Source organism: Brevundimonas sp. Root608, from assembly GCF_001427825.1.
Classification (GTDB): Bacteria; Pseudomonadota; Alphaproteobacteria; order Caulobacterales; family Caulobacteraceae; genus Brevundimonas.
This window is the reverse complement of sequence record NZ_LMGT01000001.1, coordinates 820001-832714: the sequence shown is the minus strand read 5'-3', so window position 1 is coordinate 832714 and position 12714 is coordinate 820001. Positions and strand designations below refer to the sequence as shown.

General features: G+C 68.0%; 14 protein-coding genes, 1 tRNA gene and 2 rRNA genes (1 of these 17 running past the window's edge). 7 read left to right on the top strand and 10 right to left on the bottom strand.

Annotated features, from left to right (window positions below):
• Nucleotides 1–9: 9 nt before the first annotated feature.
• Nucleotides 10–780: an SDR family NAD(P)-dependent oxidoreductase gene (locus ASD59_RS03920; protein WP_055828589.1), complete on the bottom strand. Its 771-nt coding sequence runs from the start codon at nucleotides 778–780 to the stop codon at nucleotides 10–12.
• A 108-nt stretch (nucleotides 781–888) separates the two neighbouring features.
• Between ASD59_RS03920 and tipF the strand changes: the two genes are divergently transcribed.
• Together tipF and ASD59_RS03910 are read left to right on the top strand one after the other, a co-directional pair.
• Nucleotides 889–2157, top strand: coding sequence for a flagella assembly cyclic-di-GMP phosphodiesterase TipF (gene tipF, locus ASD59_RS03915; protein WP_055828587.1), 1269 nt, complete (start codon nucleotides 889–891; stop codon nucleotides 2155–2157).
• Between the two features lie 63 nt (nucleotides 2158–2220).
• A complete protein-coding gene (locus tag ASD59_RS03910) occupies nucleotides 2221–2499 on the top strand; it encodes a PilZ domain-containing protein (RefSeq protein ID WP_156389181.1) in 279 nt (92 codons plus the stop codon).
• On the opposite strand, the gene ASD59_RS03905 is transcribed toward ASD59_RS03910, so the two are convergent.
• The gene (locus ASD59_RS03905; protein ID WP_162246617.1) at nucleotides 2490–2828 is read right to left on the bottom strand and encodes a glycine zipper domain-containing protein; all 339 of its coding nucleotides are present in this window, start codon (nucleotides 2826–2828) and stop codon (nucleotides 2490–2492) included. The genes ASD59_RS03910 and ASD59_RS03905 overlap by 10 nt on opposite strands.
• 212 nt (nucleotides 2829–3040) lie before the next feature.
• Here ASD59_RS03905 and ASD59_RS03900 point away from each other — a divergent pair, with 212 nt between their 5' ends.
• The 3 genes from ASD59_RS03900 to ASD59_RS03890 are packed head-to-tail and all read left to right on the top strand — an operon-like array spanning nucleotide 3041 to nucleotide 5332.
• On the top strand, nucleotides 3041–3910 hold the full coding sequence (locus ASD59_RS03900; RefSeq protein WP_055828578.1) for a TIGR01459 family HAD-type hydrolase: 870 nt from the start codon (nucleotides 3041–3043) through the stop codon (nucleotides 3908–3910).
• Nucleotides 3911–3939: 29 nt separating this feature from the next.
• Nucleotides 3940–4401 carry a MaoC family dehydratase gene (locus ASD59_RS03895; protein ID WP_055828575.1) on the top strand — a complete coding sequence of 154 codons (462 nt, stop codon included), beginning with the start codon at nucleotides 3940–3942 and terminating at the stop codon, nucleotides 4399–4401.
• 1 nt (nucleotide 4402) lies between these two features.
• Complete coding sequence (locus ASD59_RS03890; RefSeq protein ID WP_055828572.1) at nucleotides 4403–5332, top strand: bifunctional riboflavin kinase/FAD synthetase; 930 nt, start codon at nucleotides 4403–4405, stop codon at nucleotides 5330–5332.
• Here ASD59_RS03890 and ASD59_RS03885 read toward each other — a convergent pair.
• Nucleotides 5325–5858 (bottom strand): DUF3828 domain-containing protein, encoded by a 534-nt coding sequence (locus tag ASD59_RS03885; RefSeq protein WP_055828569.1) that lies wholly within the window; start codon nucleotides 5856–5858, stop codon nucleotides 5325–5327. The genes ASD59_RS03890 and ASD59_RS03885 overlap by 8 nt on opposite strands.
• 262 nt (nucleotides 5859–6120) lie before the next feature.
• Here ASD59_RS03885 and ileS point away from each other — a divergent pair, with 262 nt between their 5' ends.
• A complete protein-coding gene (ileS, locus tag ASD59_RS03880) occupies nucleotides 6121–9039 on the top strand; it encodes an isoleucine--tRNA ligase (RefSeq protein WP_055828566.1) in 2919 nt (972 codons plus the stop codon).
• Here ileS and ASD59_RS03875 read toward each other — a convergent pair.
• From ASD59_RS03875 to ASD59_RS03860, 4 genes are all read right to left on the bottom strand, one after another.
• Nucleotides 8987–9355, bottom strand: coding sequence for a hypothetical protein (locus tag ASD59_RS03875; protein ID WP_156376915.1), 369 nt, complete (start codon nucleotides 9353–9355; stop codon nucleotides 8987–8989). The two genes, ileS and ASD59_RS03875, sit on opposite strands and share 53 nt — an antisense overlap.
• Nucleotides 9343–9609: a hypothetical protein gene (locus ASD59_RS03870; RefSeq protein WP_200947902.1), complete on the bottom strand. Its 267-nt coding sequence runs from the start codon at nucleotides 9607–9609 to the stop codon at nucleotides 9343–9345. Before ASD59_RS03870 ends, ASD59_RS03875 begins: the two co-directional genes overlap by 13 nt.
• Before the next feature lie 22 nt (nucleotides 9610–9631).
• Nucleotides 9632–10246 carry a DUF2589 domain-containing protein gene (locus ASD59_RS03865; protein WP_055828560.1) on the bottom strand — a complete coding sequence of 205 codons (615 nt, stop codon included), beginning with the start codon at nucleotides 10244–10246 and terminating at the stop codon, nucleotides 9632–9634.
• A 73-nt stretch (nucleotides 10247–10319) separates the two neighbouring features.
• Nucleotides 10320–10856, bottom strand: a complete 537-nt coding sequence (locus ASD59_RS03860) for a DUF2589 domain-containing protein (protein WP_055828557.1) — start codon at nucleotides 10854–10856, stop codon at nucleotides 10320–10322.
• Between the two features lie 320 nt (nucleotides 10857–11176).
• On the opposite strand from ASD59_RS03860, the gene ASD59_RS03855 reads away from it, so the two are divergent.
• The gene (locus ASD59_RS03855) at nucleotides 11177–11662 is read left to right on the top strand and encodes a hypothetical protein (RefSeq protein WP_055828553.1); all 486 of its coding nucleotides are present in this window, start codon (nucleotides 11177–11179) and stop codon (nucleotides 11660–11662) included.
• Between the two features lie 72 nt (nucleotides 11663–11734).
• Here the strand turns inward: ASD59_RS03855 and ASD59_RS03850 are convergent.
• The 3 genes from ASD59_RS03850 to ASD59_RS03840 form a co-directional block, all read right to left on the bottom strand.
• Nucleotides 11735–11811, bottom strand: a tRNA-Met gene (locus ASD59_RS03850).
• Nucleotides 11812–11890: 79 nt separating this feature from the next.
• Nucleotides 11891–12005 (bottom strand): 5S ribosomal RNA (rrf, locus tag ASD59_RS03845).
• A gap of 82 nt (nucleotides 12006–12087) precedes the next feature.
• Nucleotides 12088–12714: ribosomal RNA gene (locus tag ASD59_RS03840) — 23S ribosomal RNA — on the bottom strand; it runs 2162 nt beyond the window's last position.

Genomic DNA, 12714 nt, shown 5'->3' with positions numbered 1-12714 from the left:
TTGGGCCCGTCACCAGGCAATGGTGATCCCGCCGTCCACGACCAGCGTCTGGCCGGTCATATAGCTGGAGGCCGGCGCCGCCAGATACACCGCCGCCCCCGCGATCTCGTCCGGCTGGCCGATCCGCTTCAGCGGCGCGGGGTCCGTCACCTGCTTCAGCAGGTCCGGATTCTCCCACAGGTATTTGGCGAAGTCGGTCTGCACCAGGCCCGGGGCGATGGTGTTGACCCGCACGTTCGACGGCCCCCACTCGACCGCCAGGTTGCGCGCCAGCTGCATGTCCGCCGCCTTGGAGATGTTGTAGGCGCCGATCAGGGCGTTGCCGCGCAGGCCGCCGATCGACGAGACGATGATCACCGACCCGTCCCGCCGCTCCAGCATCTGTGGCGCGACCATCTGGATCAGCCAGTGGTTGGACACGACATTGTTCTGCAGGATCTTGCCGAACTGCTCGTCATTGATCCCCGCCATCGGCCCGGCATAGGGATTGGTCGCGGCGTTGCAGACCAGGATGTCGATCTTGCCGAAGGCGGCGTTGGTCTCATCGACCAGCCGCTGCAGATCCTCCTTCGAGGCGATGTTGGCGGGCACGACCATGGCCCGGCCCTCGCCATGCTTCGCATTGATCGCGTCGGCGACCTCCTGGCACGGCCCGGCCTTGCGCGAACTGATCACCACCCGCGCGCCATGTTCGGCCATACGCTCGGCGATGGCCTTGCCGATCCCCTTCGAGGAGCCGGTGATCACCGCGACCTTGCCGGTCAGATCGAACAATTCCATCGTTAACCTCGAAGAAGTGGGGAGAATCCGTGCCGCGCCCTAGGCGATCCGCACTGTTACCCCGATACTCGGGCGATTCCATCCGGGAAGACGGACCATCCGTTTCCAATGCGCGCACTCACCCAGGGCTTCCTGTTCTTCACCTACCTGTTCCTGGCCCTGACGGCCGGGGCCTTCCTTTGGAGCGCCAACCTGGGCGCCGGCGCCGCCGTGGCCGCGGGCTTCGGCGTGCTGGGCCTGTTCCTGGCCCTCCATACCCTGATCACGGCCAAGGCCGACAAGGCCGCGCTGAAGAAGGAAATCGAGCACGTCCGCGAGGCCCACCGCCTGCTCGCCGACGCCATGGAGTCGACCCAGGGCGCCCTGACCGAACTGGCCCAGGCCATCGAATCCGGCGCCGTCACCTCCAACGAGGCCCTGTCCGGCGAAGTCCGCATGCTCGAGACCCTGATCTCGCAGATGAGCGAGTCGCTCGACCACCGCATGGCCCAGCCGACCCCGGTCAACACCTATGAGGCGCGCCACCGCGAACAGTCCAACGTCCTGCTGCAGACCATCCACGAGGCCCTGGCCGAGAACCGGGTCGACCTCTACCTCCAGCCGGTCGTCTCCCTGCCCCAGCGCCGGACCATCTTCTACGAGAGCTTCACCCGCCTGCGCGCCGCGGACGACCGGGTGATGATGCCGGCGGAATATCTCTCCGTCGCCGAGGGCGAGGGCCTGGTCCCGGCCATCGACAACCTGCTGCTGTTCCGCTGCGCCCAGATCGTGCGCCGCCTCGCCCGGCAGGACCGCAAGGTCGGGGTCTTCTGCAACGTCGCCCTGTCGTCCCTGGGCGACGAGACCTTCTTCCCCCAGTTCCTCGACTTCCTCAGCGAGAACCGCGACCTGAACCAGGCCCTGATCTTCGAACTGGGCCAGGCCACCTTCGACGCCCGCGGCGCCGCCGAGGCGCGCAACATGGCCAAGTTGGCCGACCTCGGCTTCCGCTTCTCGATCGACAAGGTCCAGACGCTCGACCTCGACTTCGCCGACCTACAGCGCTCTGACGTCAAGTTCATGAAGGTCGCGGCCGACCTGCTGATCGAACAGCTGCTCGACATGGACGGCGCCTCGGCCCTGCCCAGTCTGCGCGACATCTCGGCCGCCGATTTCGCCGGCCTGACGCGCCGCTACGGCATCGAGCTGATCGCCGAGAAATGCGAGACCGAGCGCCAGATCGTCGACATCCTCGAACTCGACATCGGCATGGGTCAGGGCCACCTCTTCGGCGAGCCCCGCGCCATCAAGGAGGCCGTGCTGGCCGAAACCGATCCCCCGGCCGACTTCATCCGCTCGACCCTGCGCAGCGCCGACCAGCGGCGCCGTTTCAGCTAGCCCCTTCTCGCTCCGTTACGTCTTAACCCCTGACGCCCGCGCCGGGCGTAGAATGGCGGCGTCATGTCCAGTCCCGACGATCCTCCTCCTGACGCCCGCCGGCGACCGCGCCCCCGCGTGGCCATGAGCGGGCAGCTTCTGCACGGCATTCATCGGGAATGCGCCGACGTCGTGATCCGCAACCTCACCGAAGGCGGCGCCAAGGTGCGTCTGACCTCGACCAGCGGCGTCCGGATTCAGGGTCCGCTCGTCCTGCGGATCGCCTCCGTCGACCGCCCCTGCGCCATCGCCTGGCAGTCCGGCGACGAGGTCGGCCTGAGATTTGACCCGGCTCAGGGGTAGTAGCCGTAATCCCCGCGCCGCGGCACGCGCGTATAGCCGTAGCGGCCATCCTGGTTGTAGCCGCCGAAGCCGTAGCCGCACGGGTCCTCGCGCGCCGACAGCTGGTTGCCCAGCAGGCCGCCGGCCAGGGCGCCGATGGCCGCGCCGCGCTCCCGGTCGCTCTCACCCGCGATCGCCGCCCCCACCGCGGCGCCCAGCAGGGCGCCGGACGCGGTCGCATATTGCCGGTTCCGCTCATAGTCGCGCTGGCAGGCCGAGGCGTAGTTGTCGGTCGTGGCGCAGCCCGTCAGCGTCAGTCCGCAGACCGCGACCGCCGCCAATTTGATCATGCCTTGCATCCCGTCTCTCCCTTGCAGCCCCGTGTTCCAACGACAGAGCGGGCGGAGCGTTCCGGAAAGCCGCCCCTGTCCTCCCCCTACGCAGTCCCTCCTTCATCCGTGCATCCCCGCGACGCTCCGCCCACGCCTCCCGCAACCGCTTTTCCCGAAGCGGCGATGACGCACGCCTTCTCCCCCATCCCCGAACCCGCTATCCCCGCCCCATGACCCTGCCCCACGCCCTGAACGGCCTGTCCGACATCGCCGCCGACTACGACATCCTGCTCTGCGACGTCTGGGGTGTTATCCATAACGGCCGCGAAAGCTGGCCCGCCGCCTGCGAGGCCCTCGCCCGCTTCAACCGCGATCACGGCCATGTCGTGCTGATTTCGAACTCGCCGCGCCCGGGGCCGGGGGTGGTCGACCAGATGGACGGCCTGGCGGTGCCGCGCGACGCCTGGCGCGCGGTCGTCACCTCGGGCGACGCCACCCGCAGGGAGCTGGCCCTCCGGGCGCCCGGCCCGGCCTGGATCATCGGCCCCGACCGTGACGGGCCGCTCTATGACGGCCTCGGCCTCGACGTGGCCCGGGGGGCCGAAGACGCCGCCTTCATCTCGGTCACCGGCATGATCGACGACGAAACCGAAACGCCCGAGGACTATCGCGACCGCCTGGCCGCCGGCGCCGCCCGCGATCTGGAGCTGATCTGCGCCAACCCCGACCGCGTGGTCCAGCGCGGCGACAGGCTGATCTGGTGCGGCGGCGCGCTCGCCGACCTGTACGAAAGCCTCGGCGGCCGCGTCACCATGGCCGGCAAGCCCTTCGGCCCCATATACGACCTGGCCCTGAGGCAGGCCGCCGATCTGCTGGGCGAGCCCGTCAACCGCTCACGCGTCCTGTGCATCGGCGACGGCGTGATCACCGACGTCCTGGGGGCCAACAGGCAGGGCCTCGACTGCCTGTTCATCGCCCAAGGCATCCACGGCGACGCTGCCCGCGGTCCCGACGGACGGCTCGATCCCGCCCGCGCCGCCGACCTGCTGAAGGCGGAAACGACCTACGCCCGATACGCCGCGCTCGATCTGACGTGGTGAGCCGCTTCAAATCACGCTAAGGCCGGGCCATGGTTGAACTTGTCTCGAAACATCCCTCCGGCGGCTACATCCTCGAGGAGCTGCACGTCGGCATGACCGCCGAAAAGGTCATCCCCGTCACCGAGCAGCGTATCCAGCAGTTCGCCGAGGCCTCGGACGACTTCAATCCCGTGCACATGGACGAGGCCTTCGCCTCGAAGACGGCCTATCGCGGCCGCATCGCCCACGGCCTGCTGTCGGCCTCGTTCGGCTCGGCCGTGGTCGGCACCATCCTGCCCGGCGCGGGGGCGATCTACCTGTCCCAGACGCTCGGCTTCCACCTGCCCGTCCGCATCGGCGACGAGGTCCTGGTGCGGGTCAGCGTCAAATCCGTCGACCCCGAAAGCGCCCGGGTCGAACTGGACTGCGAGGGCTTCGTCGACGGCAAGCTGATCATGGACGGCGTCGCCCTGGTCCGCGTCCCCCGCCGCCGGCGCCCCGCGAAAGACTGACTTGGTCGCGATCGTCACCGACTGGCGCGGCCTGCCCGACCGGCTGAAGGGCGCGGCGGTGGCCATCGGCGCCTTCGACGGCGTGCATCGCGGGCATCAGGCCGTGATCGCCAACGCCCGCGAGGCGGCGCAACGGCTCGGCGCCCCCCTCGGCGTCGTCAGCTTCGACCCTCATCCCCGCCGCTGGTTCCAGCCCGACGCCGCCCCCTTCCGCCTCATGACGCCCGACCAGATGGCCCGGGCCATGGCGCCGCTGAAGGTCGACATCCTCTACCTCCTGCCCTTCGACGCCGGCATGGCCGCCATGTCGGAAGAGGCCTTCGCCGTGGACGTCCTCTCCGGCGGCCTCGGCATCCGCCACGCGGCGGTCGGCTTCGACTTCACCTACGGCAAGGGCCGCACCGGCTCGCCCGAGGCCCTGCGCCGCCGCGGCGAAAGCCTCGGCTTCACCGTCAGCGTCACCGACCGCGTCGACGATCCCGATGGCCTGAAACTGTCGTCCTCCGCCGTGCGCGAGGCGCTCAAGGCCGGCGACATGGCCCGCGCCACGGCCATCCTCGGCCGCCCCTTCGCCATCCAGGGCGAGGTGGTCCACGGCGACAAGCGCGGCCGCACCATCGGCGTCCCCACCGCCAACATCCGCATGAGCGACTACATGCGGCCCGCCTTCGGCATCTACGCCACCCGCACCCGACTGCCGGACGGCCGCGTCATCGACGGCGTCGCCAGTCTCGGCGTCCGCCCCATGTACCGGCTGCCCGAGCCCCTGCTCGAGGTCTGGCTGTTCGATTTCGACGAGGATCTCTACGGCCAGACGGTCGAGACGGAACTGGTCGCCTTCCTGCGCGGCGAAAGGACCTTCGACGGCCTCGACGCCCTCAAGGTCCAGATCGACGCCGACGCCGACGCGGCGCGAACCGCCCTCAGCTGATCGCCGCCATCAGCTGCTCGGTCAGCGGCTTCTCGCCGGGAACCAGGACGTCGCTGACCTTCCACATCGCCCCCTCCTTCACCAGTTTCAGCGTCGGCCGCTTCGTCTCGCCCATATTGGTGAACACCACCGCCGCCTCGGCGGCCTGCGGCCCCGTTTCAGTCACCGTGACCGAATCCAGGGTGAAGTCGCCGCTGTCCTGACAGCCGCAGATCGGGTCGTAGTTCAGCGTCGGCACCTCGCCGTTCGCCTTGCGGAAGTCCTCGCCGATCATGGCGTTCAGCATCCGGTCGTAGATCGGATCCCGTCCCGGCGGCGGCGGCGGCTCGCCGGGCCCCTGCCCCGGCGCGGCGTATACGGCGTACAGGGCCCGGACGAATGCCTCGGGGCCCACCTTCGCGGCCTCATAGATGGCGGGACGCCCCGGCGGCAGGGCGGCGGGGGCGTCGGCCGGCTCGGACGGGGCTCCCTCCGGCGAACAGGCGGCGAGGCCGGTCAAGACGGCGGCGATCAGGACGTGACGCATCGGAACCCTCCCAGGACGCCGGACTATCCCGCTGCCGCTGTCGCCTGGCAATCCCGGCTGGCGTCCAGCCCTCGCCGTCTGCTAGACCATACCCACCATGACCGTCCGCGTGTTTCGCCCGATTTCGATTAGCGCCCCGGCGTAGCGCCGCAGGGCCGAAGGCCCCGTGCACGCCGGGATATCGACACGCGCCGACCAGCCTTCCCGGGCGATGGCGCATCGAAAACTACGCGAACGATCACAAACGACGAGACGAGACTTCATGGCCGACGCCGCCGACACGCCCTCCACCGCTCGCGACTACCGCGAGACGGTCTTCCTGCCCGAGACGCCGTTCCCGATGCGCGGCGGCCTGCCGCAGAAGGAACCGGGGATCATCGCGCAGTGGGGCGACCTCTATTCCGCGCTCCGCAAGCAGCGCCAGGCGGAGGGCGCGCCCCTCTACGTCCTGCATGACGGCCCGCCCTACGCCAACGGCGACATCCACATCGGCCACGCCCTCAACAAGACGCTGAAGGACTTCGTCGTCCGCAGCCGCTTTCTGCTCGGCAACGACGTCGACTACGTCCCCGGCTGGGACTGCCACGGCCTGCCGATCGAGTGGAAGATCGAGGAACGCTACCGCGCCCAGGGCAAGCGCAAGGACGAGGTCTCCAAGGCCGAGTTCCGCCAGGCCTGCCGTGAATACGCCGCCGGCTGGATCGACGTGCAGCGCGACCAGTTCAAGCGGCTGGGCGTCCTCGGTGACTGGGACCACCGCTACGCCACCATGGACTTCACGACCGAGGCGGCCATCGTCGCCGAGTTCCACAAGTTCAAGAACTCGGGCCAGCTGTACCGCGGCTCCAAGCCGGTCATGTGGTCGCCGGTCGAGCGCACCGCCCTGGCCGACGCCGAGATCGAATATCACGACCACGTCAGCCCCACCGTCTGGGTCAAATTCCCGGTCGTCGCCGCCACCGACGATCATCCCGACGACCTGCTGGCCTTCCGCCACGCCACGCCCGCCGTGGTGATCTGGACCACCACGCCCTGGACCATCCCGGCCAACCGCGCCGTCAGCTACGGCCCCGAGATCGCCTATGGCCTCTATGAGGTCACGGCCATGGAGACCGGGCTGGAGTTCGAGCCCTGGGCCAAACCGGGCGATCGCCTGATCCTCGCCGACAAACTGGCCGAGGACGTCTTCAAGGCGGCGAAGATCGCTTCGTGGACCCGCGTCGACGACCTCAACCCCTCGGGCCTGGAATGCGCCCACCCGCTGGCCCAGCTGTCGCCGGGGTACGGCTTCTCCGTGCCCCTGCTGGCCGGCGACCACGTCACCGACGACGCCGGCACCGGCTTCGTGCACACCGCTCCGGGCCACGGCGCCGACGACTTCGAGGTGTGGAAGGCCCACGGCCATCACGAGGTGCCCGACACCGTCGACCCCGACGGCGCCTACTACGACCACGTCCCCCTGTTCGCCGGCCTCAAGGTGCTGGAGACCGAGGGCAAGAAGACCGGCAAATTCGGTCCCGCCAACCCCGCCGTGATCGAGAAGCTGATCGAGGCCGGGGCCCTGCTCGCCCGCGGCCGGATGGAGCACTCCTATCCGCACAGCTGGCGCTCAAAGGCCCCCATCATCTTCCGCAACACGCCGCAATGGTTCATCCGCATGGATGCGCCGCTGAAGGGCGACGGCACCCTGCGCGAGCGGGCGCTGGAGGCCATCGACAAGACCGACTTCCACCCCGAGGCGGGCCGCAACCGCATCCGCTCCATGGTCGAGGGCCGGCCGGACTGGCTGGTAAGCCGCCAGCGCGCCTGGGGCACGCCCCTGGCCATGTTCGTCGACAAACAGACCGGCCAGCCCCTGATCGACGCCGAGGTCGACGCCCGCATCACCGCGGCGGTGGCCGAGGGCGGCGCCGACGCCTGGTTCACCCGCCCCGACGCCGACTTCCTCGGCGCCCACGACCCCGCCCGCTACGAGAAGATCGAGGACATCCTCGACGTCTGGTTCGACTCCGGCTGCACCCACGCCTTCACCCTGGAGGCGCGCGATCCGGCGCACGGCTACACCGGCGACCGCCCGTCGCACTGGCCCGCCGACCTCTATCTCGAGGGCTCGGATCAGCACCGCGGCTGGTTCCAGTCCAACCTGCTGGAAGGCGCCGGCACCCGCGGCCGCGCGCCCTATGACGCCGTCCTGACCCACGGCTTCACCCAGGATGAGAACGGGGAGAAGATGTCCAAGTCGCGGGGCAACACCACCGACCCCGCCGTCGTCATCAAGGAATCCGGCGCCGACATCCTGCGCCTGTGGGTCTCGCTGGTCGACTACGCCGAGGACCAGCGGATCGGGAAGCAGATCCTGCAGACCACGGTCGACGCCTATCGCAAGCTCAGGAACACCGTCCGCTATCTGCTGGGCGCCCTCGTCGGCTTCGACGAGGAAGAGCGCCTGGAGCTCGACCAGATGCCGCCGCTTGAGCGGTTCATCCTGCACCGGCTGTGGGAACTGGATGGCGACGTGCGCAAGGCCTACGCCGAATACCGCTTCCAGGATGTGGTCCGCCCGGTGCTGGAGTTCTGCTCCAACGACCTGTCGGCCCTGTATTTCGACATCCGCAAGGACAGCCTCTACTGCGACCGTCCCGACGCGATCCGCCGGCGCGCGGCCCGCACGGTGATGCATGAGGTGTTCATGCGCCTGACCGCCTGGCTCGCGCCCCTGACTCCGTTCACCATGGAAGAAGCCTGGGGCACCCGCTTCCCGGAGGGCGGCTCCAACTGCGCCCGGGTGATCCCGGAGACGCCGGACAAGTGGCGCAACAAGGACGAGGCCGATCGCTGGGCCGGCGTGCAGACGGTGCTCGAAATCGTCAACGAGTCGCTTGAAGCGGCCCGCCGCGAGAAAATCATCGGCGGGGCGCTGGACGCATGGCCCGTCGTCACCGGCCCGGCCGGCGTCTTCTCGGCGTTCGAAGGCCTGGACGCCGCGGAGGTGTTCCGCACCTCCGGAGCGGAACTCGTCGCCGGCGGCGACGCCGTCACCGTCGACGTGCGGCTGGCCGACCATCCCAAATGCGCCCGCTCCTGGCGGCGCGTGCCGGATGTCGGCTCCGATCCCGCCTATCCCGAGCTCAGCGCCCGTGACGCCGACGCCGTGCGCTGGTGGGACGCCCGGAAGGGCTGAGGATCGCCGGCGAGGCGCCCGGCCGGGTCGCGACATCGACTTCCGGCCAGCCCTCGGGGCCTTCGGTGACCCGCACCGTCACGCGGACGCTCGGGCGCAGTCGCGATCGTCGTCTCGCGCCCAGCAGCCGCACCAGCCAGCGGAAGCACGCCGGCTCGATCCATGGCGCGCCAACCGGCTCGCGCCACCGGACCTGAACCAAGGCGACCGTCAGTCCCGCCGGCGCCAGCCGCGCGCGCCCGGCCTCGAACGCCGCGACCAGACCGGGCGTCACCCGCCCGGCCCAGACGCTCTCCGGTCCGTTCACTCCAGCCATGGCGGCTTCCGCGAAAAGCCGACGTGATAGACCGTGTACTGCAGCACCACCTGATGCTCGCCGATGTTGAGCAGGGAGAAGCTCTTCTCCAGCCCGACAATCACCCCCTTGGGCAGGTCGGTCAGGCAACGGTTCAACAACCCCATCGCCTGCTCGATCTCCGCCTCCGACTTGAGCGGCGACGGATTCTGGCTGCCCACGACGATGCGCTTCACGAACCGCATGTCGGAGAGCTGGAACCTGTCGTCGGCCAAGGCGGCGCTCCTTCTTCAGGGATCAGGCCGCCTTCGGCAGGGCCTTGGGCACGATCGCCGAGTTCATGATGTCCATGACGCGCGCCAGGCCCTCGGGCATCCCCTTGTCCGAGGCATGGACCTCGACGTGGTATTTGGCCGAGTTGTCGGACGAGCGGGTGTTCTCCTTGTGGGTCGCCACCGAGCCCTCGACATGAACCTTGATGCTGAAACAGCCCCAGCCGGCCTCCATGTCGGCGGCGAATTTGCCCGCCTTGTCCTCGGACTCCTTCTGCGAGCTCGAGGATTTCACCTCCATGTCGAAGGTGATGTCGACCGTGTCGATGAACAGGGACGGCACCTTGACGATGGCCAGCAGGGGCACGTCCATGACGACGTCCTCGTCCTCCGTGCCGGTGCCGTCGTCCTTCATCCTCGACCGGGTGAATTTGAACTGGGCCGTGCGGATGTCGCCCACGGCGTTGGCGTCATCGCCCTCGGTCGGCGGCCTGAAGCCGACCACCTTGACGAAGGTGGCCGTGGCGTTCGCCAAGGCGATCTGGGCGTCGCACGCCGCCCGCAAGGGTCCGCCGATAAGATCGGCCATCGGCAGTCCCTTGAACTGGGACGCCATATCGACAAGTTCACCGTCCGCCATCGTCTCTACTCCCCGCATCAGGGCCGCACAGCGCGACCCTCTCTCCGCAACGCCGCCTATGCGGCGCGCAGTCTCAGGTCGGCTCGATCGTCGGCGCCTGCCGCATGCCGTGCATCTTGTTCAGTTCGGTCAGCAGCCGGGCCAGCCCCTCGGGCACCTCGGCGTCGCGGACCTTGATCATGACGTGGGCTTTCGGGCCCTTGGCTGAAGAGGCCCCGCTGAACGCGTCGGTCAGGATGCGCCGCACCCTGGGCTGGGGCGCCACCTTCTCGTGAGCGTCGTCCGTCTCCTGGATGACGTTCGGGGAGTCCAGCTCGCCGCCTTCCTCGACCCCGCCCAGCTCGATGTCGAACTCGACCTGGGCCTCGCTGATCCGCAACGGATTGTGAGGCAGCAGGGTCAGCAGCGGGATGTCGACCAGATCCTCGGTCCCCGGATCGACCCCGTGTCGCAGCGACGGGAGACGCAGGCTCATCATCAGCGGCCGCAGCGTCTGGTCGAAGAAGGCGCCCAGGTTGAGAATCTGCTGGCGCTCGATCTCCTGCTGGGCGCTGGCGATCGCGCCGGCGATGCCCTGGATCAGGGACCGCAGTGTCGTCCGTTCCGCCATGGCGCGTGCTCCATCCACTTCGCTACCCTAGCGCGATTATTTGGACAGCTCAATACTTATAGTTGTGTCGGTGCACGCGCGACTCCTGGCGTTGTCACCCGGCTTGAACGCGGCCCTCGCGTTCGGGCGATGGTCCAGCCAGCTCCAGGCCCGCATGGGCACGGTCGAGCCCTTGGTCTTCCTCGATCGGGCCGGTGACGGGCGCTACCAGGTCGGCGAAGACGAGCCGCTGGCCGATGTGCAGCTCTTGGTCAACGGATATCCGGCGCCCGCGGCGCAGACCAGGGGGGGACGGCCGGGTCTGGCTCGGCGGGCTTTCAGTGGGCGAGCCGATCCGCCTGGCCGTGGATTCCGCCAGCCTGCCGGACGCCTTCCTGGCCCCCGCGGCGCCTGAGATCGTCGTCCAGCCTCGCCCGGGCCGAGCCTTCCGGCTCGAGATTCCGGTCGTCGAAACCGGGGAGATCGCCGGCGTTGCGGAACTGATTGACGACGCGCAGCGCGTGGCCGCCCAAGCGGGCGTCCCCCTGTCGATCGGGGTGACCGACGCATCGCCGGACTGCGAATTCCTGCTCACCATCACGCCGGCCAGCCGGGACTTCGCCACGTCCTTCACCGTCGTCGCCGACCGCATCTCCGTCCTCGAGGGGACATTGCTGAATTCGAACCCCGGCAACCGCGAATGGCTGGTGCCGATGACCAGCGGCGTCGCACGGGTCGCCGTGGGCGGGGTGCTGCAGATGAACACCAGCGCGGATCTGTTCGACAGCTATGCTGCGACCCTCACCGTGTCGGCGGCCCCGCCATGACGCCCGCGGAGCGGCCAGACCCCGAACAGCAAAAAGCCCCGCCGGCGGATGCCGGGCGGGGCTTTGAGATCTTGGGTGCGGGAGCAGGATTTGAACCTGCGACCTTCAGGTTATGAGCCTGACGAGCTACCGGGCTGCTCCATCCCGCGGCAAGAGCGGCGTTGTAAGGGAAGAACTGTTCGAGAGATGGGCGACAGCCCAAAATACAATCATCTATCCGTCTGGTAGACCCGGCGGCGACCTACTCTCCCGCGCCTTAAGACGAAGTACCATCGGCTCTGGAGGGCTTAACGACCGAGTTCGGAATGGGATCGGGTGGGGAACCTCCGACATAGCCACCAGGTCAACCAGGCGGATAGACGATTGTGAGAAGACATTGTCAGTCCAGCAGTAACGCTGGAAAATCGTATGAGTTTTGCTGAGAAACGATCAAGCCGATCGGATTATTAGTACCAGTAAGCTTCATGGGTCGCCCCACTTCCACACCTGGCCTATCAACGTGGTAGTCTTCCACGATCCTCAGCGAAGCCTTGTTTTGAGGTTAGTTTCCCGCTTAGATGCTTTCAGCGGTTATCTATTCCATACATAGCTACCCTGCTGCGCGGCTGGCGCCACGACAGGTCCACCAGAGGTATGTCCATCCCGGTCCTCTCGTACTAGGGACAGATCCTCTCAAGCTTCGAACACCCACGGCAGATAGGGACCAAACTGTCTCACGACGTTCTGAACCCAGCTCACGTACCACTTTAAATGGCGAACAGCCATACCCTTGGGACCTGCTCCAGCCCCAGGATGTGATGAGCCGACATCGAGGTGCCAAACTTTGCCGTCGATATGGACTCTTGGGCAAAATCAGCCTGTTATCCCTAGAGTACCTTTTATCCGTTGAGCGATGGCCCTTCCACGCGGGACCACCGGATCACTATGGCCGACTTTCGTCTCTGCTCGACTTGTCAGTCTCGCAGTCAGGCGGGCTTATGCCATTGCACTCGACGACCGATTTCCGACCGGTCTGAGCCCACCATCGCGCGCCTCCGTTACACTTTAGGAGG